This is a genomic window from Nonomuraea sp. NPDC052634 (assembly GCF_040678535.1).
Classification (GTDB): Bacteria; Actinomycetota; Actinomycetes; order Streptosporangiales; family Streptosporangiaceae; genus Nonomuraea; species Nonomuraea fastidiosa.
Map to the genome: position 1 here is coordinate 1,985,051 of NZ_JBFATY010000001.1, position 22,056 is coordinate 2,007,106.

Here is a 22,056-nt window from a genome sequence, read left to right on the forward strand (position 1 = left end):
CAGGGCACCCTCCGGCGGCCAGCCCGCAGGAGCGCTTCCCGGCCCGTCCTGCGCACCGCTCGGCGGCCCGCCCTGGGGGCCGCTCGGATACGCGCTCGGCGACCAACCCGCAGGAGCGCTCCCATCGTGAGGTCCGCTTGGCGGACCTCCCTGGCGGCCGTTCGGGTATCCGCCCTGCGGCCAGCCCGAAGGACCGCTCCCCGGGGGCGGGTAGGCGCCCGGCGGGGCGGGGTGGGGGCCGTTCGGCGGCATGTACGGGGGCCCGCCATAGGGCCCGGGGAACCCGCCCGGGGGCGGCGGAGGCTGCTGCTGCTCGTTCGGAGGCCAGACCTGATACCCGCCAGGAGGACCGCCCGGATGCCCCGGAGGGCCGTCCTGCGGAGGGGTCGGTCCGTCGGGAGGACCGCCTGCCGCTCCGTCCTGCGGCGGGTGTGGTGGCTGGGGTTGCCCGCCCGGGACCTGATAGGGGTTCGGCGGCCCGTAATCACTACCGGGATTCACTGCGACTCCTGAGGTTGCCCTGGCTTGCGGGGAAACATGCTAGCCACACCCCTTGCGAGGCGCTTGCGACACGATCGTCGGATTATTCCGGTAGTGCCGCGACGACCAGGCGGGCGGCGTCTATCGCGGTCTTCTCGTCGTTGGCCTCCGTCTTGCCGTTGACATCCTCCCGATGCCAGATGACCTCGCCCAGCAGGTTACTTGTACGGAAGAGCAACCGGCTGTCCGATGAACCTTCTGTGCCGGAGTTGAGATACCTCTTCCAGCCGTTCTGCAGGATCGCCTGCTCCCCGATGCCCTCGACGTCGCGGACGCTCCCCCACAGCTGCCGCTGGGAGGTGCCCTCGGCCGCGGCCCGCGTCCGCCGCTCGCTGGCCAACCGGCGCTCTGCCACCTGCGGCCCGCTGACGTCCTTCGTGGGCTGCTCGGCCCGGACCCGCACGGTGAGGATGTACTGAGTGGTGTCGTCCTTCCACTGGCACTCCCCCGTCATGGAGGGCAACACGCGGACCTGGTCGGCCTTCATGAGCTTGGTGACCTGCTCGGTGGTCAGCAGCTTGCAGGGGTCGGGCGCGGTGGCGTACCGGCCGGCGGGGGCCGTGGACGTGCCGAGCGCGCTGACCGCGTACCAGCCGCCCGCGCCCAGCACCGCGACGGCGGCGAGCGCCACGGGCAGCACCCACCGGCGGCGCCGGGCGGGCCGGGGCGCGGTGGAGGTGCCCGATGGGGTCGTCATGGTGGTCACCGCGGACAGCACCTGGCGTACGTGCGCCGCCGGCGGCCGCGCCGCCGGGTCCTTGGCGAGCATGGCCATCAGCAGGTCGCCCAGGGGGCGGCCGGCCCTGGCCGGATACGGCGGCTCGTGCAGCAGCACCGCGGCGGCGATCGCGGCGGGCATCCCGCGGTCGAACGGCGCGCGCCCCTCGACCGCGGTGTAGAGGCTCGCGCCGAGCGACCACAGGTCGGACGCGGGGCCCGAGGGCTGCTCGTTGAGCCGTTCTGGAGCCATGTAGCCGGGCGAGCCCGCGTGGCCGAAGGGACCGCCCTGACCGCTCATCGGCGTGGCGATGCCGAAGTCGGTGAGCATCGCCGTGCCGTCGGCGTCGAGCAGGATGTTGGCCGGCTTGACGTCGTGGTGCAGCATGCCGTGGGCGTGCGCGACCTCCAGCGCCGACAGCACGCGCAGCCCGATCGCGGCGACGTACCCCGGGGGCAGCGGACCGCTCTCCTTGATCACCTTGTCGAGCGAGCGGCCGCTGACCAGGTCCATGATGATCCACGGCTGCGCGCCCTCGATGACGACGTCGTGGACGAGCACGATGGCCGGGTCGCGCAGCCGTCCCGCGGACCTGGCCTCGTGGATGGCGCGGTCGATGAACTCGGCGTGCTCGCGCTGGGACATGCCCTCGGGCACGCGTACCTGCTTGACGGCGACCTGCCGGTCGAGCACCTCGTCGATGGCCCGCCACACCGTGCCGGCGCCGCCCTGGCCGAGCCGCTCGATGAGCCGGTAGCGGCCCGCCAGGAGATAGAGCTCAGCCACCATCGCGCAACGTCCGTATGCTCGCCTGCGCGGCTCTCAGAGCCCGCTGCTTGATGTCTTCGTCGGTCGGCCCGTCGGCGAGCGTGGTGTACATGACGGCCACCACGAGGTTGGCAACCCGGTAGATGATGTACGAGGTGTGCATCTGGCCGGTGGGGCCCGCCAGCTCGAAGCCGAACGCCTCGTCGCCGAGCTCAGGGATGTCGCGCAACGGGGTGCGGGCGGCCTTGGTGCTCTCTTTCTGGCCGATCTCGGGCCAGGTCCAGTCGAGCGAGTCGTACCTGCTCCACCAGCGCTTCTGGCTCTGGTACAGCTTGCGCGCCGACGCCTCGGTCATCGACCAGGGATCGACCGTGTCGGAGTCCTTCTGCACCTGGATGCTCACGCCGGTCCCGGCCTGAGGAAGCGTCCAGGCGCACTCCGGGCCCGCCTCGTCGGCGTCCGGCTGGTCCTCGGGCAGGTTCCTGGTACGCAGGATGCCGCTCAGCTCCTGCTTGCTGATCATCGTGCAGACGTCCATGGGCGTGGTGAACCCGGCCGCCGCGGCGCCGTCGCGGTCGCGCAGCCACAGGAACACGGTGGTGGCCGCCGCGGCCAGCGCCACCACCACGACTGCCGCGACCAGCACGGCCATCCGGCCGTGACCTCCCGTCCCGCTCGGCTGGGTGGGCACTTCGGGGACCGGCAGCGCGGGCGCCGGGCCGCCCGCGGCGACCTGTCTGAGCGCCTGCACGACCAGCCGGGACTCGGGGCGTGCGGCGGGGTTCTGCGCCATCATCGCGGCCACGATGGGCCCGAGCGGACCCGGCGCGACCGGCACCGGCTGGGTGAGCGTGGCGCGTACGCGCTCGGCCACCGACCCGACGTAGGCGGGCGTGCCGGTCAGCGCGGCGTAGAGCGTGGCGCCGAGCGACCACATGTCGCTGGCGGGACCCCCGGGGTGGCCCTCCAGCCGCTCGGGCGCGATGAATCCGGGCGAGCCGACCATCAGGCCCTGCTGGGTGAGCGTGGCCTGGCCCTCCTGCCTGGCGATGCCGAAGTCGGTCAGCACCACCCGGCCGCTCTCGGTCAGGAACACGTTGCCCGGCTTGACGTCGCGGTGCTGCAGCCCCTGGGCGTGGGCGGCCATCAGCGCCTCGAGGACGTCGGCGCCCACCCTGGCCGCGTAGTCGGCGGGCATCGGGCCGAAGTCGCGTATGGTGTCGCCCAGCGTACGGCCGCGCAGCAGCTCCATGACCAGCCATGGACGGTCCTGCTCGACCACCACGTCGTGCAGGGCCACGATGCCGGGATGGCGCAGCCGCGCCATGGCCTGCGCCTCGCGCACCGCCCGCGTCACCGCCTCGGCGCGCTCCTTCTCCGACATGCCCTCGGGCAGCGTGAGCTCCTTGACCGCGACATCGCGCTCGAGCATCTCGTCCCTGGCCTGCCACACCTTCCCCATGCCGCCCGCGCCCAGAGGGCGCAGAAGGAGGTAGCGACCGGCAAGTCTTCCCGCGGACATAAAGGGAAGGGTAACTAAGGATCAAGGGGGGTGCTTACTCGTTCCTGTCGGTCCGTCCTTCTATGGTCTTGGAACGTGGACCCGGTTCAAGGCACCCTCGACGAGCTCGGCACGCCGCTGAGCGACGTCACGTTCGTCGTGTTCGACCTCGAGACGACCGGCGGCGCGCCCGCCGAGGACGCGATCACCGAGATCGGCGCGGTCAAAGTGCGGGCCGGCGAGGTGCTCGGCGAGTTCTCCACGCTGGTCGATCCCGGGGGGCCGATCCCGCCGTTCATCTCGGTGCTGACGGGCATCACCGACGCCATGGTCATGGCCGCACCGAAGATCGAGTCGGTGCTGCCGAGCTTCCTCGAGTTCATCAGGGGCGCCACGCTGGTGGCGCACAACGCCGGGTTCGACACCCGCTTCATCAAGGCGGCCTGCGCCGCGCTCGGCTATCCCCCGCCGGCCAATCCCGTGCTCGACACCGTCGATCTCGCCCGGCGCGTGCTGACCCGCGACGAGATCCCCAACGCCAAGCTGTCCACGCTGGCCAGGTTCTTCCGCAGCCCCGTCGAGCCGTGCCACCGCGCGCTGCAGGACGCCCGCGCCACCGTCGACGTGCTCCACGGGCTGATCGAGCGGGCCGGGTCCTTCCAGGTCCACACGCTCGAAGAGCTCAAGTCGTTCGTCCGCGCGCCCACGCCCGAGCAGCAGCGCAAGCGCCACCTCGCCGAGTCCGTGCCCCACGCGCCCGGCGTCTACATGTTCGAGGACGCGCGCGGCGAGATCCTCTACATCGGCAAGAGCACCAACCTGCGCAACCGCGTACGCTCCTACTTCACCGCGGGCGAGACCCGGCCGCGCATCCGCGAGATGATCGGCATCGCCGAGCGGGTGCGCCACATCGTCTGCGCCACCGCGCTGGAGGCCGAGGTCAGGGAGCTGCGCCTGATCGGCGGGGCCAAGCCGCGCTACAACCGCCGTTCCCGCTTCCCCGAGAAGATGCTGTGGCTGAAGCTGACCAGCGAGGTCTTCCCGCGCCTGTCGATCGTGCGCGATCTCAAAGACGACGGCGCCACCTATCTCGGGCCGTTCAGCAGCGCCCGGCTGGCCGACGACGCCCGCATCGCCCTCCACGAGGCCGTCCCGCTGCGGCAGTGCACGCAGCCGGTGACCCTGCGCACCCGGCGCTCGGCGTGCGTGCTGCACGAGATGGGCCGCTGCGGCGCGCCCTGCGAAGGACGCGAGAGCCCCGAGGAGTACGCCGTCCACGTCGAGAACGCGCGCCGCGCCATGACCCAGGACGCCACCCCCGTCTTCACCGCCGTGACCGCCCGCATGGAGCGGCTCTCGGTCGAGCAGCGCTACGAGGAGGCGTCCGTCGATCGCGACCGGCTCGCCTCCTTCGTCCGTACGGCGGCCCGCATGCAGCGGCTGAGCGCCATCACCCGCATCCCCGAGTTAGTGGCCGCGAGCCCGGCCTTCGGCGGCGGCTGGGACATCCACGTCATCCGGTACGGCCGTCTGGCCGCCGCCGGGGTCATGCCCAAGGGCACCCACCCGACTCCCTTCGTGACCGCGCTCAAGGCCGGCGCCGAGTCGGTGCAACCCGGTCCCGGGCCGGTCCACGCGGCCAGCGCCGAGGAGACCGAGTGCATCCTGCGCTGGCTGGAGTCGCCGGGGGTGCGGCTGGTGGAGGTCGACGGCGAGTGGAGCCTGCCCGCGTGGGGTGCGGCGCGACATAAGGCGCGCATTGACCTCGCGTACCGGCATCTTGATCAACGCCGTCCTCGGGAGGGGCGACCTTTGAGGTGAAACGATAGAGTTGTGGCATGGTCACGGCTATCGTCCACATCAATGCAGAGGTAGACCGGATCCCGGAGGTCGCCCAGACGATCGCCGAGATCGAAGGGGTCAGCGAGGTCTACTCCATCACCGGCGAGTACGACCTGCTGGCCATGGTGAGGGTCGCCGCCTACGAGGAGATCGCCGAGGTCGTCCCGGGGCGGATCAACAAGGTGCCCGGAGTGCTCAACACGGAGACGCACATCGCCTTCCGCGCCTACTCCCGCCACGACCTCGACGCCGCCTTCTCCATCGGCTTCCCCGAAGCCGACTGACTCGGCCACCGACCACACCTCGCAAACCGGCGCGGCCCGCACCTGTCGGGCCGCGCCCCCTTCAATCCGACCGCGCCCTGGCGTCCCCCGCCGACCCGGTCGGCCACTCAGTGCTGCCCATCGGCCGGTCCCTCTGGGCCTGTGCGAGCAGATAGTGCGCTCCACGCGTCCCACCCCGAACGCCCACCGAGCCGACCGGCCGCCACCCCCACCCGCGCACGCCCTGAGCAGGTCAGCCGCCCTTCCCTGCCCGCTTGCGCGCCCCCGTGCAGGAATGCGCGCGCCCGCGTGCACGAAGGCGCCTCTGCGTGAACCGTTCTCGCGGGTGCGCCTTCCCGGCGCCCTGGCCGGACTCGGTCGCGGCCCGCAGGCGCACGCACGCCGCCGGCCCGCTCCCGCATCGACCGGACAGCACTCGCGGAGCCGCGCTGACGTAAGCGGCGCACCCCCGGCGCCCTCACGGCCCGCTGAAAGGCCCTGGGGCGAGCAAGCGAACACACGGCGCGCCCGGTCGCCGCTGACGGGCAGGCGGGCACGGACCGCCGCGCCCCGGCCGACGTAGCGCGTGCCACCCGCGCAGACGCCCTCACGACGCAGCCGGCCCGGCACAGCTCCGTGCCGCGAACGATCGGAGGTCAGCGCCTCGCCCGTGGCGTGAGCGACACCCTGGTGGCGCGGCGACGCTCCCACGCGCCGTCCGCCCGCCGGGCGTCGAGACGTGCGTGAACGGCGTGTCGCCTTCCGCACGAACGTAAGCGGGCGTGTCACCTTCAGCAGGAACGCAGTGCGGCGCGCGAGACGTGTCCGGCGCGTTCCCCAGCCCCTCGCGAAACGGCGCGTTTTCCGGCCCCGCAGGCCCCCGCGAAATGCCTCAGGAAACGCCGACGGGCCCGGTCGAGCGAGGTGCTCGGCCGGGCCCGTGCGGTTGTGGCGTCAGGGATCAGCGGGTGATGCTGTGCTGCTCGTCGCTCGCGCCGGCACCGGCGCCGACGGCGGCGTGCTCCTCCCCGTGCTCGTCGTGCTCGTCGTGGCCGTGCCCGTGCGGGTCCTCCAGCGGGATCTTCTCCCCGCCGTAGGCACGGGACATGCGTCCACGCAGCTTGCCGAGCGGCCCGCGCATGCCCTTCGGCGGGATGCCCGAGTTGTCCTCGTCCACCGGAAGCATCGGCACGGGCTCCTTGCCGCGCATGTGCGCCTCCATGTCCTCCGACGGAGGCGTGTGGACCTCGATGAACTCACCGTGCGGCAGCCGCTTGATCACGCCGGACTCCACGCCGTGCGAGATGATCGCCTGGTCGGCGCGCTGGAGGCCGAGGCACATCCGGTACGTGATCAGGTAGGCCAGGGCCGGGGCGACGAAGATCAGCACTCGACCGGCGTAGGTGGTCCAGTTGAGGCTGATGTGGAAGTTGGCCGCGATCTCGTCGTTGGCGCCGAGCAGCCACAGCACCCCGTAGAACGTGATGGCGGAGACGCCGATCGAGGTGCGGTGGGGGTTGTTGCGCGGACGGTCGGCGATGTGGTGCTCGCGGTTGTCGCCCGTGATCCACCGTTCGAGGAACGGATAGAGCGCGAGGCCCGTCATGATGATGCCCATCGGCACCAGGGCCGGGATGATGACGCTCAGCGGCAGCGTGCCGGCGTGGGCGGTGCCGAAGAGGTTGATCTCCCACGGCGGCATGATGCGCAGCGCGCCTTCGAGGAAGCCCATGTAGAAGTCGGGCTGCGAACCGGCGGAGACGTCGGCCGGGGTGTAGGGGCCGAACAGCCAGATCGGGTTGATCTGGGTGAACGTCGCCAGACCGGTGATCACGCCGAGCGTGAACAGGAAGAACGCGCCCGCCTTCGCCATGAAGGCCGGGTAGAACGGCGCGCCGACCACGTTCTTGTTCGTCCGGCCCTTGCCCGGCATCTGGGTGTGCTTCTGCACCCACATGAGCACCATGTGGGCGGAGACCAGAGCCAGGATGATGCCCGGGATGAGCAGGATGTGCAGCGAGTAGAACCGGGAGATGACATCCTCACCCGGGTATTCGCCGCCGAACAGGAAGAACGTGATGTACGTGCCGACCAGCGGCAGCGAGATCGCCACACCCTCGGTGATCCGCAGACCGGCGCCGGAGAGCAGGTCGTCGGGGAGGGAGTAGCCGGTCAGGCCCTCGGCGAGCGCCAGCGTCAGCAGCAGCACGCCGATGAGCCAGTTGATCTCGCGCGGCTTGCGGTACGCGCCGGTGAAGAAGACACGCAGCGCGTGGACCATCATGCCGGCCACGAAGAGCAAGGCCGCCCAGTGGTGCATCTGCCGGATGAGCAGACCACCGCGGACGTCGAAGCTGATCTCCAGCGCCGACGCGTAGGCCTCGGACATCATGACGCCCTTGAGCGGCGCGTACGAGCCGTCGTAGGCGACCTCCATCATGCTGGGCTTGAACCAGAGCGTCAGGAACGTACCGGTCAGCAGCAGGACGATGAAGGAGTAGAGCGCGATCTCACCCAGGAGGAACGACCAGTGGTCCGGGAAGATCTTGCGCATGTTGCGCTTGAGGAAACTGGCACCGCCGAGACGCTCGTCGAGCCAGTTCGACGGGCCTGCGATGGCCTTGGGCGCGGACTTGAGCTCGGTGCTCATGCCTGGCCTCCCTTCGACCTGGCCTCGGCCTCCGCGTCACCGCGTTCCCAGTAGCTGGGTCCGACAGGCACCGCGAAGTCGCCCTTGGCGATGAGGTAGCCCTCGGAGTCGACGGTGATGGGCAGCTGCGGCAGCGGCCGGGCGGCCGGGCCGAAGATGACCTTCGCGCCGTCGGCGGCGTCGAACGTCGACTGGTGGCACGGGCAGAGGATGTGGTGGGTGTTCTGCTCGTACAGGGCCGCGGGGCAGCCCACGTGGGTGCAGATCTTGGAGTACGCGACGATGCCGTCGTGCGTCCAGTTCTTGTTGGTGCCGTCCTTGAGCTCTTCGGGACGGAACTTGATCAGGATCAGCGTGGCCTTGGCGAGGGCGTTGAGGTCGTGCTCGTAGCCCTCGGGCACGACCGACAGGATGCCGCCGGGCGAGTTGAAGTCGGCCGCCCTGATGGGCTGGCCGGTGCCCTCGACGACGAGCCTGAGCGGCTTGCCCTCCTTGTTGGTGGTGCCCCAGACGGTGTGCCGCAGCGTCTTGTTGAACTTGGCGCCTGGCATCTTGCTGTTGTCCAGGTCGCGCAGCATGACCAGGGGGACCAGGCCGAGCGGCGCGGCGGCCAGCAGCAGGGTGCGGCGGAGCAGCTTGCGCTTGACGAAGCCGCTCTCGTTGGCGCCCTGCACGAACGTCTCGCTCACGACCTCGCGGTCGTCCTCGTCGGAGGCCATCGTGTGGCGCTCCTGCACCAGCGAGTACTTCGGCATGATCTGGCGGACCCAGATCACGATGCCGATCGCCAGGGCGAGGATCGCGACCGTGAGCGAGGAGCCCAGCGCGAGGTTGGAGGTGCCCGTGGCCTCGGGACTGCCGACCTGGAACACCACGTAGGAGATGATGAACGCGATGGCGGCCAGGAAGGTGATCGTGAAGCAGAGCGCCACGATCTTCTCGGCCTTGCGCGCCTTGGCCTCGTCCTGCAGCGTCACGCCGGGGACGTCGCGTTCGGCCTTGTCGGCCTCCTCGGTGCCGAGCATCGAGGTGCCCGGTGCGGGGGTGCCGATGACGCGCTTGGGGACGCGTTCGTCCGGCTGCTCGATCTCGTGCTCGTTGTCTGTCATGACTTCTGTCGCTTCTTCGCGGTGATCCAGATGGCGGCGAGTGCGAGGGCGCTCAGGCCCACCACCCACGCTACGAGACCTTCGGTGACCGGGCCGATGCGGCCGAGACCGAAGCCGCCCGGGTCCCTCTGCTCGCGAACCTGGGTGATGTAGGCGATCATGCTCCGCTTCTCCTCGGGCGTGATCGTCGTGTCGTTGAAGACCGGCATCGCCTGCGGGCCGGTGATCATCGCCTCGTAGATCTGCGTGGGCGTCGCCTCGTTGAGGTTGGGCGCGTACTTGCCCTGCGTCAGCGCGCCGCCCGCGCCCACCCAGTTGTGACACTGGATGCAGTTCGCGCGGAACAGCTCACCACCCTTGCCGGCGTCACCGAGCTTCGGGTCGACCTGCTCGTGGCCGGGCACCTGCGGCCCGCCGCCGAGCGACTGGACGTAGGCGGCGATCTGGCGGGTCGTGGTCTCGTTGACCCAGTTCGCCGGCGGCTTGCGCGGCGCCTGCGGGCCGGGCGCGCCCGCCGGCATGCGGCCGGTGCTCATCTGGAAGTCGACGGCCGCGGCGCCGACACCGATGAGCGTGGGCGCCGAGCTGGTGCCCTCCGCGTTCATGCCGTGGCAGCTGGAGCAGTGCTGTACGAACAGGCTCCTGCCCTCGGCCACGTCGTCGACCTTGCCGGCCGCCAGCGCCGCGTCGGCAGGCTTACCCGCCTGGACAAAGGCGGCGTATACCATCCCGACCAGCGCCAACGCCAAAATCAGGACGGCGTATCTCGCGAGGGGATGCCGCCGCCAAGCGGTGATCCTAGTCACAGAGATCCCGTTCCTTAACGAATGATGTAGATGGTCGCGAAAAGACCGATCCAGACGACGTCTACGAAGTGCCAGTAATAGGACACGACGATCGCGCTGGTGGCCTGCTCATGCGTGAAGCGCTTCGCGGCGTACGTGCGTCCCAGCATGAAGAGGAACGCGATCAGGCCACCGGTCACGTGCAGGCCGTGGAAGCCCGTCGTCAGGTAGAACACCGAGGTGTAAGCGTTAGCGGACAAGGTCGCGCCCTCTGACGCCAGCTCGCCGTACTCGTACAGCTGCCCGGCGATGAAGATCGCGCCCATGAGGAAGCTGACGACGTACCAGAAGCGGAGCTTTCCGACCTGCCCCTTCTCTGCGGCCCACACGCCCAGCTGGCACGTCACACTCGACAGGACCAGGATGATCGTGTTGACCGTCGCGAACGGGATGTTCAGATGAGCGACGTCGCCTGCCTCTGCGCCCGCAGGGAGCAGCGCCGGACCCCACTCGAGGCCCTTCCCGACGCTCACCGACCGGATGGTGAAGTACATCGCGAACAGCGCCGCGAAGAACATGAGCTCAGAGGACAGCCACACGATCGTGCCCACGCTGACCAGGTTGGGTCTGCGGTACGACTGTGCTGTCGTCGTCGAAGTTATTGCGGATGCTGTCGCCACGGGCAGCATTATTGCGGCTCCGGTGGTCGGTCCGGCGCACGACCCCCCGTTAGCAGGTACGAACCACCGACCAACCTGGGATAATCGCCATAAAACACCCGCCAGGCATGGTGGCCTGGGTACGCATGCCCACGCACCGGTACGATCCCAGGTGACCATACCTCTTCGACTGATAGTGAGCGCGACCGATGTCCAGTGGGAGCACCGACGAGAAGATGAAAGTCCTCGTCTACAGCGACGACGCCGCCACCAGGGCCGAGGTGATCCAGGCCATCGGCAGGCGTCCCGCGGCCGACGTACCCCTCGTGGAGATCGTGGAGTGCGCCACCGAGCCCAAGGTGCACCAGTGGCTGGGCTCCGGTGAGATCGACGTCGCCGTGCTCGACGGCGAGACCCAGCCCGCCGGCGGCATGGGCGTCTCGCGGCAGGCCAAGGACGAGGTCTACGACTGCCCGCCCATCTGCCTGATCATCGCCAGGCGCGACGACCGCTGGCTGGCCGAGTGGTCCAAGGCCGACGCCGTCGTCTCGCAGCCGCTCGAGCCGCTGGTGCTCGCCGACACCGTGGCCGACCTCATGCGCCGCCGCTCCGCCACCCGTCTCAACGCTAAGTAGGTGACCATGGACTCCCGGACGACCTGGCCAACCCTGCTCAACGCTCTCCTGTCGGGAGAGAACCTCACCTCCGACGAGTCGGCCTGGGCGATGCGGGAGATCATGTCCGGCGCCGCGACGCCGTCCCAGATCGCCGCCTTCGTGGTCGCGTTGCGGGCCAAGGGCGAGACCGTGGCCGAGGTGGTGGGCCTGGCCCGCACCATGCTGGAGCTGGCCACGCCGCTGAAGGTCGAGGGCCCGGTGGTCGACATCGTCGGCACCGGCGGCGACCGCGCCCACACGGTCAACGTCTCGACGATGGCCGCCATCGTGGCCGCCGCCGCGGGCGCCAGGGTGGTCAAGCACGGCAACCGCGCGGCGTCGTCCTCGTGCGGCGCTGCCGACGTCCTGGAGCACCTCGGCATCCGGCTCGATCTCACGCCCGAGCAGACGGCGCAGGTGGCGCGCGAGGCGGGCATCGCCTTCTGCTTCGCGCCGGTCTACCACCCGGCGCTGCGCTTCGCCGGTCCGACGCGCAAGGAGATCGGCGTTCCGACGATCTTCAACTTCCTCGGCCCGCTGACCAACCCGGCCCGCCCGTCGGCGCAGGCCATCGGCGTCTACGACGCCCGCATGCTGCCGGTGCTGGCCGGCGTCTTCGCCGAGCGCGGCGTCTCCGCCCTGGTCTTCCGCGGCGACGACGGCCTCGACGAGCTGACCATCGCCGCCACCTCCACCGTCTGGGTGGTCAAGGACGGCACGGCGACGCAGACCACGTTCGACCCGGCGGTGCTCGGCATCCCGCGGGCCGACGTGGGCGCGCTGCGCGGCGGCGACGTCGCGTTCAACGCCCAGGCCGTGCACGACCTGCTGGAGGGCAAGACGGGGCCGGTGCGCGACGCGGTGCTGCTCAACGCGGCCGCGGCGCTCGTGGCGCTCGACGGGCCCGGCGACGACCTCGACTCCGCGATGATCGACGGTTACGCCCGCGCGGCGCAGGCCGTCGACTCCGGCGCCGCCAAGGCCACGCTGGAGCGCTGGATCGAGGTCAGCAGCGCCTTCCCGCGCTCCTGACCCCTGGCCTTCTCGCGTCCCGGCTCCCCCCACGGGAGCGCCACCGCCGAGACGGCTCTGAGAGGACTCTGACCTGGCGCGACGGCGCCGCCCCTCACCAGGAGTGGCGGCGCCGTTTTCATGCCGTGAGCGTCCTTCTCAGCGCCTCGGAACGGGATCCCGCCCGTCAGCGCCTCAGGAGCGCGCGTCGCGCCGGAGGCGACGAGGTACGCGCGGTCAGGACAGTGCGATGGTGGGACCGGCCTTGAGCGAGCTCCACTTGAGCCACTGCTTCCAGTCCTCCTGCCAGTGCCCCCAGCCGTTGGTGGGCTCCAGCTTGCGCGGCGAGCCGGTGATGATGATGGGGTCGCCGATCAGCGTGTTCTTGAGGAACCAGATCGCGTTGGCCGGGCTGATGTTCACGCAGCCGTGGCTGACGTTGGCGCGGCCCTGCGAGCCGACCGACCAGGGCGCGCTGTGCACGTACTCACCGCTGTTGGAGATGCGGACGGTGTTGTAGACGGTCATCTGGTAGTAGCCGGGCTGGCCGGGCCCGATGCCGGGCGAGGTCATGATCGTGACGGGCTCGCGGGACATCGCCAGGTGGATGCCCGAGGTCGTGTGGTACTTCCACTGGCCGCCCTGGCCTGCGCTCATCGGCATCGTACGGATCTTCTTGCCGTCCCGCCTGACCACGAGCACGTGCTCGTTGACGCTGCCCTTGGTGATCTGCTGGCGGCCGATCTTGAAGTCGAGTCGTACGTCGCGCTTGCCGTACATGCCGGGCCCGCCGCGCACGCCCGCCAGCTTGGCCTCCACCCGCACCTTGGTCCTGGCCGGCCAGTACTTCTTCGGCCGGAAGTCCACGTGCTGGTCGTCGAACCAGTGCCAGGCCCCCTCCACCGGCTTGGAGCTGCGGATGATGAGGTTGCGCTCGACGGCCACCCGGTCCTGGATGGGCTGGTCGAAGGCGATCATCACCGGCATGCCGACCCCGACGGTCAGGCCGGTGACCTCCTTGTTCGGGGTGATGCTCTCGATGTCGAACGTCTTGGTGGCCTTGACCGTGCTGAACTTGCTGGTGGTCTCGTGCTCCTTGCCCGTGGCGTCCACGGAGACCGCGGTCACCGTGTACGAGGCGCCGGGCCTGGCGGTGCCGAGGCTGCGCCAGCGCGTACGGTCGGCGCTCAGCACGCCCTTCAGCGGCCCCGACTTGCCGCCGTCCACCCGGACGCTCTTGAGCGTGCCGCCCTGGGCGGAGACGACCACGGGCCGGTCGGTGGGGACGTTCGACGACTTGTCCGCCGGAGTGACGCCCACGGGGGCGCTGTAGGCCTTGCCCGCCATGGCGACGCCCTTCTTGGGGTCGTCGGCCGGCTCGCCCGCCGAGCACGCCGCCAGCAGCGCCATGGCCAGCAGGCCGCATCCATACGTACCGCGCCCCACGAGTACTCCCTCGTCCCTTATCGAACCGCTTCCGCCTCCTTATTACCCTGAGTGATCGAATCACCACATCCGTACACCGTTAAAGAACACCAAAAAGCGGGCGTCCTCCCCCAAGGGAGGCCGCCCGCTTCAGGTGTGCGGCTCAGTGGCTCAGTGCGAGAAGTGGCCCCGGTAGTACTGGAACACGAACCCGATCATGGCCATGATCACGAGGAAGACCCCGATCAGGAACATCCAGAAGCCGATCACGAACCCGGCGAAGGCGAACGCCGCCGCCAGGCACAGGAACAGCGGCCACCAGCTGCTCGGGCTGAAGAACCCGAGCTCGCCCGCACCCTCGCTGATCTCGGCCTGCTTGTTGTCCTCCGGCTGGGCGCCGATGCGCTTCGCGGTGAACATCAGGTAGTAGCCCACCATGAAGGCGAACCCGACCGAGATGGCCATCGCGGTGGTGCCGACCGGCTCACCCTGACCGGTGGCGGCCTTGGTCCAGAACCAGTACGCGATGTCGACGCCGGCGAAGAAGACCCCGCACAGCAGGAACAGCCAACCTTGGACCTTCATCAGGCCTCAACCTCCTCGGTGGACTTGCTCGAGGTGCGCGGGTAGTGCAGGTCGAACGCGGGGCGCTCGGACCGGATGCGCGGCAGCGAGGTGAAGTTGTGCCGCGGCGGCGGGCAGGAGGTCGCCCACTCGAGCGAACCGCCGTAACCCCACGGGTCGTCGACGGTGACCTTGGGCGCGCTGCGCCAGGTCTTCCAGACGTTGTAGAAGAACGGCAGCGTGGAGGCGCCGAGGATGAACGCGCCCACCGACGACAGCAGGTTGAGGTCGGTGAAGCCGTCGGCCGCGCTGTAGTCGGCGTAGCGGCGCGGGAAGCCGAGCATGCCGAGCCAGTGCTGGACGAGGAACGTCGTGTGGAAGCCGATGAACAGCAGCCAGAAGTGCAGCTTGCCGAGCTTGTCGTTGAGCATCTTGCCGGTGAACTTCGGCCACCAGAAGTAGAACCCGGCGAACATCGCGAACACGACGGTGCCGAAGACCACGTAGTGGAAGTGGGCCACGACGAAGTAGGTGTCGCTGATGTGGAAGTCGAGCGGCGGCGAGGCCAGGATGACACCGGTCAGACCGCCGAGCAGGAACGTGACGAGGAAGCCGATCGAGAACAGCATCGGCGACTCGAACGTCAGGTGCCCGCGCCACATCGTGCCGATCCAGTTGAAGAACTTCACGCCGGTCGGCACCGCGATGAGGAACGTCATGAACGAGAAGAACGGCAGCAGCACCTGCCCGGTCGGGAACATGTGGTGCGCCCAGACCGTGATGGACAGACCGGCGATCGAGATCGTCGCGCCGATGAGGCTGATGTAACCGAAGATCGGCTTGCGGCTGAAGACCGGCAGGATCTCCGTCACGATGCCGAAGAACGGCAGCGCGATGATGTACACCTCGGGGTGGCCGAAGAACCAGAACAGGTGCTGCCACAGCAGCGCGCCGCCGAACTCGGAGTCGAAGATGTGGGTGCCGAGCTTGCGGTCGGCCTCGAGCGCCAGCAGCGCGGCGGCCAGCACCGGGAAGGCCATCAGCACGAGCATGCTGGTCAGCAGGACGTTCCAGGTGAAGATCGGCATCCGGAACATCGTCATGCCGGGCGCGCGCATGCAGATGATCGTGGTGATGAAGTTCACCGCACCGAGGATGGTGCCGAGACCCGACAGCGCCAGACCCATGATCCACAGGTCACCGCCGATGCCCGGCGAGTTGATCGCGTTGGACAGCGGCGTGTAGGCGAACCAGCCGAACGAGGCGGCACCGCCCGGGGTGAAGAAGCCGGAGACGGCGATGATGCTGCCGAACAGGTAGAGCCAGTAGCTGACCATGTTCAGGCGCGGGAACGCCACGTCGGGGGCGCCGATCTGCAGCGGCATCAGCTCGTTCGCGAAGCCGGCGAACAGCGGCGTCGCGAACATCAGCAGCATGATCGTGCCGTGCATGGTGAACAGCTGGTTGAACTGCTCGTTGGTGGTGAACTGCAGCCCCGGCTGCGCCAGCTCGGCCCGCATGACCAGCGCCATCACGCCGCCGATGAGGAAGAAGGCGAACGACGTGATCAAGTACATGTGCCCGATGATCTTGTGATCGGTCGAGCTCATCCACTTCGCGATGATCTGGCCCTTGGTGCTGGGCCGGACCCGCGGCGTCGTCGTCAGTGGTTCTTGGATGGCGGTCACTGGGCACTCCCAGCCTGGTGGGTCGCGATGTACTGTTCGAACTCGGTCTGGTCCACGAGCTTGACCGAGAAGAGCATCCGGCTGTGGTCGACACCGCAGAGCTCGGCGCAGCGGCCGGCGAAGGTGCCGGTCTTGTCGAGCGTGGTGATCTCGAACTTACGGCCGGGGTTGTCCTCGGGGATGCCGGGGATGACGTCACGCTTGAAGAGGAACTCCGGCACCCAGAACGAGTGGATGACATCGTCGGTCGACAGGTCGAACTCGACCTTCGTCTTCTTCGGCAGGACCAGCTGAGGGCCCTGGTTGTAGTCGCTGACCGGCACGCCCGCGACCGGTTCGATCGTCTTGCCCTTGTAGGTCGTGGTGAAGCGCCAGCTCCACTGGAACGCCTCGACCTTGACCTTGACCGGCGCGTCGCCGCTCACCTTGGTGAGCGTCTCGCTGTCGCGCGCGGTGAAGAAGAAGAACACCGAGACCATCACCAGCGGAATGACCGTGTAGAGGATCTCGATGGGCAGGTTGTAACGCACCTGCGGCGGAAGGTCGGCCTTGGCCCTGCGCTTGCGGTGGAAGATCGACGCCCACAAGATCAGAACGATGACGACGGCGCCCGTGGCGAGAGCGGCGATCCAAGCCCCGTTCCACAGGCTCTGGACGACCCCGCCCTGCTCGGTGACGTGATCGGGAAGAAGGCCGCGAGACCATTTGGCCTCGGGGACGTCATTAGCACACGCCGTAGCAGTGGCCAGCAGCAACGCCAAAGCGGCGGCGCGTGGCACCCTGCGCCGGGCCAACGAACGCCGCGTCGTACGGCGAGTCGGACTCACGGATCGCCTACCCCACAGATGAAGCCCAAGAGTCTTTCCCCTGGGCGCTCGTATTTCCTGATGCACAGCTTGATTGCAGACACATTAGCGTGCAGGTGCCTCGCCCCACCGCGCGACCCCTCCATGGCGCCGGAAGTGGGACGATGAGTCTCGTGGCGTACTTCGATGCGGCATCAACCGAACCGCTGCACCCCCAGGCGCGTGAGGCGCTGCTGGCGGCGCTGGACGCCGGCTGGGCCGACCCCGCGAGACTATACGGCGCTGCCCGCCGTGCGCACCTGCTGCTGGAGCAGGCCCGCACGGAGGTGGCCGAGGTGCTCGGCGCGCGACCCGACGAGGTGTCGTTCACCTCGTCCGGCACACAGGCCGTGCATCTCGGTGTGCTCGGAACCCTACACGGCAGGCGCAGGGCCGGGCGCCACCTGGTCACCAGTGCCGTGGAGCATTCGAGCGTCCTGCACGCCGGTGAAGTGCACGAACGCGACGGCGGGACGGTCGAGACGGTCGGCGTGGACATCACCGGCAAAGCCGACGCCGCCGCCTTCGCCGAGGCGGTCGCGCGGCCGGGCACGGCGCTCGCGTGCCTGCAGACGGCCAACCACGAGGTCGGCACGCTCCAGCCGGTCGCCGAGGTGGCCGCCGCCTGCCGGGAGCACGGCGTGCCGCTGCTGGTGGACGCGGCGCAGACGGCCGGGCGGCTGCCGATCCCGCCGGGCTGGTCGGTGCTGACGGCCAGCGCGCACAAGTGGGGCGGCCCTGCCGGGGTCGGCGTGCTCGCCGTGCGCAAGGGCACGCGCTTCCGCTCTCCCCTGCCGCTGGACGAGCGCGAGCGCCGGCGAGTGCCGGGCTTCGAGAACGTGCCCGCCGTGGTCGCGGCGGCGGCCGCGCTGCGTGCGATGGCCGCCGAGGCGGAGGCGGAGCAGGCCCGGCTGTCGGCGCTGGTCGACCGGATCAGGGAGCGGGTCCCGCAGCTCGTGCCGGACGTGGAGGTCATCGGCGACCCGGTCGAGCGGGCGCCGCACATCGTGACCTTCTCGTGCCTGTACGTCGACGGCGAGGCGCTGCTCACCGAACTGGACAAGGCGGGCTTCGCGGTATCCTCCGGAAGTTCGTGCACCGCTAGTACGCTTCGTCCATCGCACGTTCTTGAAGCGATGGGCGTGCTGACGCATGGCAATGTCCGGGTGTCGCTGCCCAGGGGCACGTCAGCGGCCGAGGTCGACGCGTTCCTCGCCGTGCTGCCCGAGCTGGTGCACCGCATCCGCCAGGACGCAGGAGTCGCATGACCGAGGTTACCCAGCCGGCGTTGACGATCGACGCGCTCGGGAAGAAGTGCCCGATCCCGATCATCATGCTCGCCGAGCAGATCAACCACGTCCCGCTGAACGCGGTGGTGGCCGTGCTGGCCGACGATCCCGCGGCGTACAACGACGTGCCGGCGTGGTGCAGGCTGAAGTCGCATCGCCATGTCGGCTCGTACGAGCTGCCCGAGGGCGGCTGGGCCATCCACGTCCGCCGCAATTACTAGGGGTCCGATTTGTCCCTGTATGGGGGGTAGGGGACTTCCGAAGGAAGTCGCCGACACCAGGGGAAAGCCATGATCAGCTCACAGTCGCACAACTGCGCACGCGACGTCATGAGCACGGGCGCCGAGTGCATCAGCACGCACGAAACCCTCGACAGGGCCGCGCAGCTCATGCGCGAGCACGAAGTGGGGGCACTGCCCGTGTGCGGGCCCGACGACCGGGTGACGGGCATCATCACCGACCGCGACATCGTGATCAAGTGCATCGCCGCGGGGCACGACCCGGCCAAGACGACGGCGGGCGAGCTGGCCACCGGACTGGTCTGGGTAGCGCCGGACGCCACGGTGGAGGAGGCGCTCTCACGCATGGAGGAGCACCAGATCAAGCGGCTGCCGGTGATGGACGGCGGCCGGCTGGTCGGCATGATCAGCGAGGCGGACCTGGCCGCGCACCTGAGCGACGACCAGCTCGCCGAGTTCGTGCACCGCGTCTACGCGCGGCACTGAGCGCCCGCGCGCCGCTCAGAGCACGCCGCTTTGCGCGCCCGCGCGCCACGCGGGACGCCCGGCCGAGCGCCCGTCGCACCACGCTGAGCGCCTGGGCGGGGCCGTACCGGGCGCATGTCAGAAAGGGCCGGACCGCCGGTGAGCGGCCCGGCCTGGCGCGTGAAAGGGGCCTTTCGCGTGCGGAAAAGGCCCTGGATCGGTCAGGGGTGGTAGCAGCGGACGTGCTGGGCGATCTCCGCGGCCGCGTCGGCGCCGTACGCGGCTCCGAAGCGCTCCAGGAACTCCTTCTGCCCCAGCTCGTACTCCTGACCGCCCACGCGCTCGAGCACGTGCGTGGCGGTGAGGTTGCCGATCTGCCCGCACCGCTCCAGCGACAGGCCCCAGGCCAGGCCGGCGAGGAAGCCCGCCCTGAAGGCGTCGCCCACGCCGGTCGGGTCGGCCTTGCCGCGCTCGGGGGCGGGGGCGACCTGGATGGACGGCTCGCCCTTGCGGTCGATGACCGCGCCCTTGGGGCCGAGCGTGGTGATCCGGACGCCGACGCGGTCGAGGATCTCCGCGTCGGACCAGCCGGTCTTCTGCTCGATGAGGCCCTTTTCGTAGTCGTTGGAGAACAGGTAGGCGGCGCCGTCGACGAGCTGGCGGATCTGCTCGTCCTCCATGCGCGCGAGCTGCTGGGAGATGTCGGCGGCGAACGGGATGCCGCGCTGGCGGCACTCGTCGGTGTGGCGCAGCATCGCGTCGGGGTCGTTGGGGCTGATCAGGACCAGGTCGAGCCCGCCCACACGGTCGGCGACCGGCTTGAGCTCGATGAGCCGCGCCTCGGCCATGGCCCCGGTGTAGAAGGAGGCGATCTGGTTGTGGTGCTCGTCGGTGGTGCACAGGAAGCGCGCGGTGTGCTGGGTCTCGGAGACGTGCACGGAGTCGCAGTCGACGCCGTGGCGCTCCAGCCAGGAGCGGTAGTCGGCGAAGTCGTTGCCGACGGCGCCCACGAGGATCGGCCGCAGGCCGAGACAGGCCATTCCGAAGGCGATGTTCGCCGCGCATCCCCCGCGACGGATCTGCAGATCGTCGACCAGGAAGGAGAGCGACACCCGGTCGAGCTGCTCGGCGATCAGCTGGTCGCCGAAGCTGCCGGGGAACGTCATCAGGTGGTCTGTCGCGATGGAGCCGGTTACGGCGATGCGCACGGGATTCTTCTTCCTCGTTGTCAGCAGGCCAAATGAGCCCCACGAGAATACGCGAAGGTCCCGCCCGCTCAAAGGCGGACGGGACCTTGCGGTGGTTGCGGACGACCCGCTCTTAGTTGAACGAGTCACCACAGGCGCACGAGCCCGTGGCGTTGGGGTTGTCGATCGTGAAGCCCTGCTTCTCGATGGTGTCGACGAAGTCGATGGTCGCGCCCATGAGGTAGGGAGCGCTCATCCGGTCGGTGACCACGTTCACACCACCGAACTCGGACACGACGTCACCGTCCATCGAACGGTCGTCGAAGAAGAGCTGGTAGCGCAGGCCGGAGCACCCGCCCGGCTGCACGGCGACCCGCAGCTGCAGACCCTCTTCACCCTGCTGCTCCAGCAGGCTCTTGACCTTGGCGGCGGCCGCGTCAGTCAGGATCAGGCCCTGTGCCGTGGTCTCGCTGCTCTCAACCGTCATCTGCTGACTCCCTAACCCGGCTGTCTGTTTTCGACGTCCTACAGATGACGCTACCAACACCTGCGAGTGTCCACACATTCCCGAGTACCGGACATCCCGGAATAAACCGTTTCGGCGGTATGTCATCATGAGTATCGTCAAACCGACGATAAGGGGGTATGGCGATGGCCACCCAGACCGGACTGCCGCTTTTCGTCCTCGGCAGGGGAGCCGATCCGCTCAGTGAGAAGGGGGTCGACTGCCCCGGCGAGCTGCCTCCCGCCTCCGACCCCGCGCTGGTGGAACGCGCCCGGAAGGCCAAGGAGGCGCTCGGCGACCGCCTGTTCGTGCTCGGCCACCACTACCAGCGCGACGAGGTCATCCAGTTCGCCGATGTGACGGGCGACTCGTTCAAGCTCGCCCAGCAGGCGGCGGCGCGCCCCGAGGCGGAGTACATCGTCTTCTGTGGCGTGCACTTCATGGCCGAGTCCGCCGACATCCTGACCGGCGACGGCCAGAAGGTGATCCTGCCCGACATGGCGGCGGGCTGCTCCATGGCCGACATGGCGACCTACGACCAGGTCGAGGAGTGCTGGGAGGAGCTGGAGGACGCGGAGCTCGCCGACGTGGTGGTACCGGTCACGTACATGAACTCCAGCGCTGACATCAAGGCGTTCTGCGGGCGCAACGGCGGCGCGGTGTGCACCTCGTCCAACGCCCGCCGCGCCCTGGACTGGGCGTTCGAGCAGGGCGAGAAGGTGCTGTTCCTGCCCGACCAGCACCTGGGCCGCAACACGGCCGTGCTGGAGATGGGCATGTCGCTCGACGACTGCGTGGTGTGGAACCCGCACCGCCCGAACGGCGGCCTGACCCGCGAGGAGCTGGAGCGGGCGAAGATGATCCTGTGGCGCGGCCACTGCTCGGTGCACGGCCGCTTCACCGCCGAGTCCGTGGACGACGTGCGCGCCCGCATCCCCGGCGTCAACGTGCTCGTGCACCCCGAGTGCCGCCACGAGGTCGTGACCAAGGCCGACTACATCGGCTCGACCGAGTACATCATCAAGACGCTGCAAGCCGCGCCGGCCGGTTCGAGCTGGGCCGTCGGCACCGAGCTGAACCTGGTCAAGCGGCTCGCCCAGACCTTCCCCGACAAGAACATCTCGTTCCTCGACAGGACGGTCTGCTACTGCTCCACGATGAACCGCATCGACCTGCCGCACCTGGTGTGGGCGCTGGAGTCGCTGGTGCTCGGCGAGGTCGTCAACCAGATCACAGTGGACGACGACACCGCCCACTGGGCCAAGGTCGCGCTCGACCGCATGCTGGCGCTGCCGTAACCCGGTGCCGGGTCGCGCGAAGTGACCCGGTGAGGGTCACGCGAAGTCG

Annotated in this window: 20 protein-coding genes; 8 read left to right on the forward strand and 12 right to left on the reverse strand. The window is 69.3% G+C overall.

Features of this window, described 5'->3' with window-relative positions:
- Positions 1–583: 583 nt before the first annotated feature.
- Together AB0K67_RS08915 and AB0K67_RS08920 are read right to left on the reverse strand one after the other, a co-directional pair.
- Positions 584–2,047 (reverse strand): serine/threonine-protein kinase, encoded by a 1,464-nt coding sequence (locus tag AB0K67_RS08915; RefSeq protein WP_364055225.1) that lies wholly within the window; start codon positions 2,045–2,047, stop codon positions 584–586.
- The gene (locus AB0K67_RS08920) at positions 2,037–3,548 is read right to left on the reverse strand and encodes a serine/threonine-protein kinase (protein ID WP_364055228.1); all 1,512 of its coding nucleotides are present in this window, start codon (positions 3,546–3,548) and stop codon (positions 2,037–2,039) included. Before AB0K67_RS08920 ends, AB0K67_RS08915 begins: the two co-directional genes overlap by 11 nt.
- 75 nt (positions 3,549–3,623) lie before the next feature.
- Between AB0K67_RS08920 and AB0K67_RS08925 the strand changes: the two genes are divergently transcribed.
- Positions 3,624–5,348, forward strand: coding sequence for a DEDD exonuclease domain-containing protein (locus AB0K67_RS08925; protein ID WP_364055231.1), 1,725 nt, complete (start codon positions 3,624–3,626; stop codon positions 5,346–5,348).
- Between the two features lie 17 nt (positions 5,349–5,365).
- Entirely contained in the window at positions 5,366–5,653 is a 288-nt protein-coding gene (locus AB0K67_RS08930; RefSeq protein ID WP_364055234.1) for an Lrp/AsnC ligand binding domain-containing protein, read from the forward strand.
- A 940-nt stretch (positions 5,654–6,593) separates the two neighbouring features.
- Here the strand turns inward: AB0K67_RS08930 and AB0K67_RS08935 are convergent.
- The 4 genes from AB0K67_RS08935 to AB0K67_RS08950 are packed head-to-tail and all read right to left on the reverse strand — an operon-like array spanning position 6,594 to position 10,865.
- Complete coding sequence (locus AB0K67_RS08935) at positions 6,594–8,282, reverse strand: ubiquinol-cytochrome c reductase cytochrome b subunit (protein WP_364055237.1); 1,689 nt, start codon at positions 8,280–8,282, stop codon at positions 6,594–6,596.
- Positions 8,279–9,391 carry a Rieske 2Fe-2S domain-containing protein gene (locus AB0K67_RS08940; RefSeq protein WP_364055240.1) on the reverse strand — a complete coding sequence of 371 codons (1,113 nt, stop codon included), beginning with the start codon at positions 9,389–9,391 and terminating at the stop codon, positions 8,279–8,281. The genes AB0K67_RS08935 and AB0K67_RS08940 overlap by 4 nt, the downstream gene beginning before the upstream one ends.
- The gene (locus tag AB0K67_RS08945; RefSeq protein ID WP_364055243.1) at positions 9,388–10,197 is read right to left on the reverse strand and encodes a c-type cytochrome; all 810 of its coding nucleotides are present in this window, start codon (positions 10,195–10,197) and stop codon (positions 9,388–9,390) included. The genes AB0K67_RS08940 and AB0K67_RS08945 overlap by 4 nt, the downstream gene beginning before the upstream one ends.
- Before the next feature lie 14 nt (positions 10,198–10,211).
- Complete coding sequence (locus AB0K67_RS08950) at positions 10,212–10,865, reverse strand: heme-copper oxidase subunit III (protein WP_364055246.1); 654 nt, start codon at positions 10,863–10,865, stop codon at positions 10,212–10,214.
- A 179-nt stretch (positions 10,866–11,044) separates the two neighbouring features.
- Here AB0K67_RS08950 and AB0K67_RS08955 point away from each other — a divergent pair, with 179 nt between their 5' ends.
- A complete protein-coding gene (locus AB0K67_RS08955; RefSeq protein ID WP_364055249.1) occupies positions 11,045–11,470 on the forward strand; it encodes a hypothetical protein in 426 nt (141 codons plus the stop codon).
- 6 nt (positions 11,471–11,476) lie between these two features.
- The gene (gene trpD, locus AB0K67_RS08960; RefSeq protein WP_364055252.1) at positions 11,477–12,523 is read left to right on the forward strand and encodes an anthranilate phosphoribosyltransferase; all 1,047 of its coding nucleotides are present in this window, start codon (positions 11,477–11,479) and stop codon (positions 12,521–12,523) included.
- A 216-nt stretch (positions 12,524–12,739) separates the two neighbouring features.
- On the opposite strand, the gene AB0K67_RS08965 is transcribed toward trpD, so the two are convergent.
- From AB0K67_RS08965 to AB0K67_RS08980, 4 genes are all read right to left on the reverse strand, one after another.
- Positions 12,740–13,948 (reverse strand): Ig-like domain-containing protein, encoded by a 1,209-nt coding sequence (locus tag AB0K67_RS08965; protein WP_364055255.1) that lies wholly within the window; start codon positions 13,946–13,948, stop codon positions 12,740–12,742.
- A 150-nt stretch (positions 13,949–14,098) separates the two neighbouring features.
- Positions 14,099–14,512, reverse strand: a complete 414-nt coding sequence (locus AB0K67_RS08970; protein ID WP_364055258.1) for a cytochrome c oxidase subunit 4 — start codon at positions 14,510–14,512, stop codon at positions 14,099–14,101.
- Positions 14,512–16,179, reverse strand: coding sequence for a cytochrome c oxidase subunit I (ctaD, locus tag AB0K67_RS08975; protein ID WP_364055261.1), 1,668 nt, complete (start codon positions 16,177–16,179; stop codon positions 14,512–14,514). The genes AB0K67_RS08970 and ctaD overlap by 1 nt, the downstream gene beginning before the upstream one ends.
- Complete coding sequence (locus tag AB0K67_RS08980) at positions 16,176–16,766, reverse strand: cytochrome c oxidase subunit II (protein ID WP_364055264.1); 591 nt, start codon at positions 16,764–16,766, stop codon at positions 16,176–16,178. The genes ctaD and AB0K67_RS08980 overlap by 4 nt, the downstream gene beginning before the upstream one ends.
- Before the next feature lie 383 nt (positions 16,767–17,149).
- Here AB0K67_RS08980 and AB0K67_RS08985 point away from each other — a divergent pair, with 383 nt between their 5' ends.
- The 3 genes from AB0K67_RS08985 (at position 17,150) to AB0K67_RS08995 (ending at position 19,038) form a co-directional block, all read left to right on the forward strand.
- Positions 17,150–18,292 carry an aminotransferase class V-fold PLP-dependent enzyme gene (locus AB0K67_RS08985; protein WP_364055267.1) on the forward strand — a complete coding sequence of 381 codons (1,143 nt, stop codon included), beginning with the start codon at positions 17,150–17,152 and terminating at the stop codon, positions 18,290–18,292.
- Positions 18,289–18,534 carry a sulfurtransferase TusA family protein gene (locus AB0K67_RS08990; RefSeq protein ID WP_364055270.1) on the forward strand — a complete coding sequence of 82 codons (246 nt, stop codon included), beginning with the start codon at positions 18,289–18,291 and terminating at the stop codon, positions 18,532–18,534. Before AB0K67_RS08985 ends, AB0K67_RS08990 begins: the two co-directional genes overlap by 4 nt.
- Before the next feature lie 69 nt (positions 18,535–18,603).
- Entirely contained in the window at positions 18,604–19,038 is a 435-nt protein-coding gene (locus AB0K67_RS08995) for a CBS domain-containing protein (RefSeq protein WP_364055273.1), read from the forward strand.
- A gap of 200 nt (positions 19,039–19,238) precedes the next feature.
- On the opposite strand, the gene AB0K67_RS09000 is transcribed toward AB0K67_RS08995, so the two are convergent.
- Entirely contained in the window at positions 19,239–20,225 is a 987-nt protein-coding gene (locus AB0K67_RS09000; protein ID WP_364055276.1) for a carbohydrate kinase family protein, read from the reverse strand.
- A 112-nt stretch (positions 20,226–20,337) separates the two neighbouring features.
- A complete protein-coding gene (gene erpA / locus AB0K67_RS09005) occupies positions 20,338–20,691 on the reverse strand; it encodes an iron-sulfur cluster insertion protein ErpA (RefSeq protein WP_364055279.1) in 354 nt (117 codons plus the stop codon).
- A 158-nt stretch (positions 20,692–20,849) separates the two neighbouring features.
- On the opposite strand from erpA, the gene nadA reads away from it, so the two are divergent.
- Complete coding sequence (nadA, locus tag AB0K67_RS09010) at positions 20,850–22,007, forward strand: quinolinate synthase NadA (protein WP_364055282.1); 1,158 nt, start codon at positions 20,850–20,852, stop codon at positions 22,005–22,007.
- Positions 22,008–22,056 lie beyond the last annotated feature (49 nt).

What these genes read in the sequence shown, in the direction of transcription:
- AB0K67_RS08915 (WP_364055225.1), bottom strand. Translation starts at nt 2,047, where the DNA reads ATGGTGGCTGAGCTCTATCTCCTGGCGGGCCGCTACCGGCTCATCGAG.
- AB0K67_RS08920 (WP_364055228.1), bottom strand. Translation starts at nt 3,548, where the DNA reads ATGTCCGCGGGAAGACTTGCCGGTCGCTACCTCCTTCTGCGCCCTCTG.
- AB0K67_RS08930 (WP_364055234.1), top strand. Translation starts at nt 5,366, where the DNA reads ATGGTCACGGCTATCGTCCACATCAATGCAGAGGTAGACCGGATCCCG.
- AB0K67_RS08935 (WP_364055237.1), bottom strand. Translation starts at nt 8,282, where the DNA reads ATGAGCACCGAGCTCAAGTCCGCGCCCAAGGCCATCGCAGGCCCGTCG.
- AB0K67_RS08940 (WP_364055240.1), bottom strand. Translation starts at nt 9,391, where the DNA reads ATGACAGACAACGAGCACGAGATCGAGCAGCCGGACGAACGCGTCCCC.
- AB0K67_RS08950 (WP_364055246.1), bottom strand. Translation starts at nt 10,865, where the DNA reads ATGCTGCCCGTGGCGACAGCATCCGCAATAACTTCGACGACGACAGCA.
- AB0K67_RS08955 (WP_364055249.1), top strand. Translation starts at nt 11,045, where the DNA reads ATGTCCAGTGGGAGCACCGACGAGAAGATGAAAGTCCTCGTCTACAGC.
- trpD (WP_364055252.1), top strand. Translation starts at nt 11,477, where the DNA reads ATGGACTCCCGGACGACCTGGCCAACCCTGCTCAACGCTCTCCTGTCG.
- AB0K67_RS08970 (WP_364055258.1), bottom strand. Translation starts at nt 14,512, where the DNA reads ATGAAGGTCCAAGGTTGGCTGTTCCTGCTGTGCGGGGTCTTCTTCGCC.
- AB0K67_RS08985 (WP_364055267.1), top strand. Translation starts at nt 17,150, where the DNA reads ATGAGTCTCGTGGCGTACTTCGATGCGGCATCAACCGAACCGCTGCAC.
- AB0K67_RS08990 (WP_364055270.1), top strand. Translation starts at nt 18,289, where the DNA reads ATGACCGAGGTTACCCAGCCGGCGTTGACGATCGACGCGCTCGGGAAG.
- AB0K67_RS08995 (WP_364055273.1), top strand. Translation starts at nt 18,604, where the DNA reads ATGATCAGCTCACAGTCGCACAACTGCGCACGCGACGTCATGAGCACG.
- erpA (WP_364055279.1), bottom strand. Translation starts at nt 20,691, where the DNA reads ATGACGGTTGAGAGCAGCGAGACCACGGCACAGGGCCTGATCCTGACT.
- nadA (WP_364055282.1), top strand. Translation starts at nt 20,850, where the DNA reads ATGGCGATGGCCACCCAGACCGGACTGCCGCTTTTCGTCCTCGGCAGG.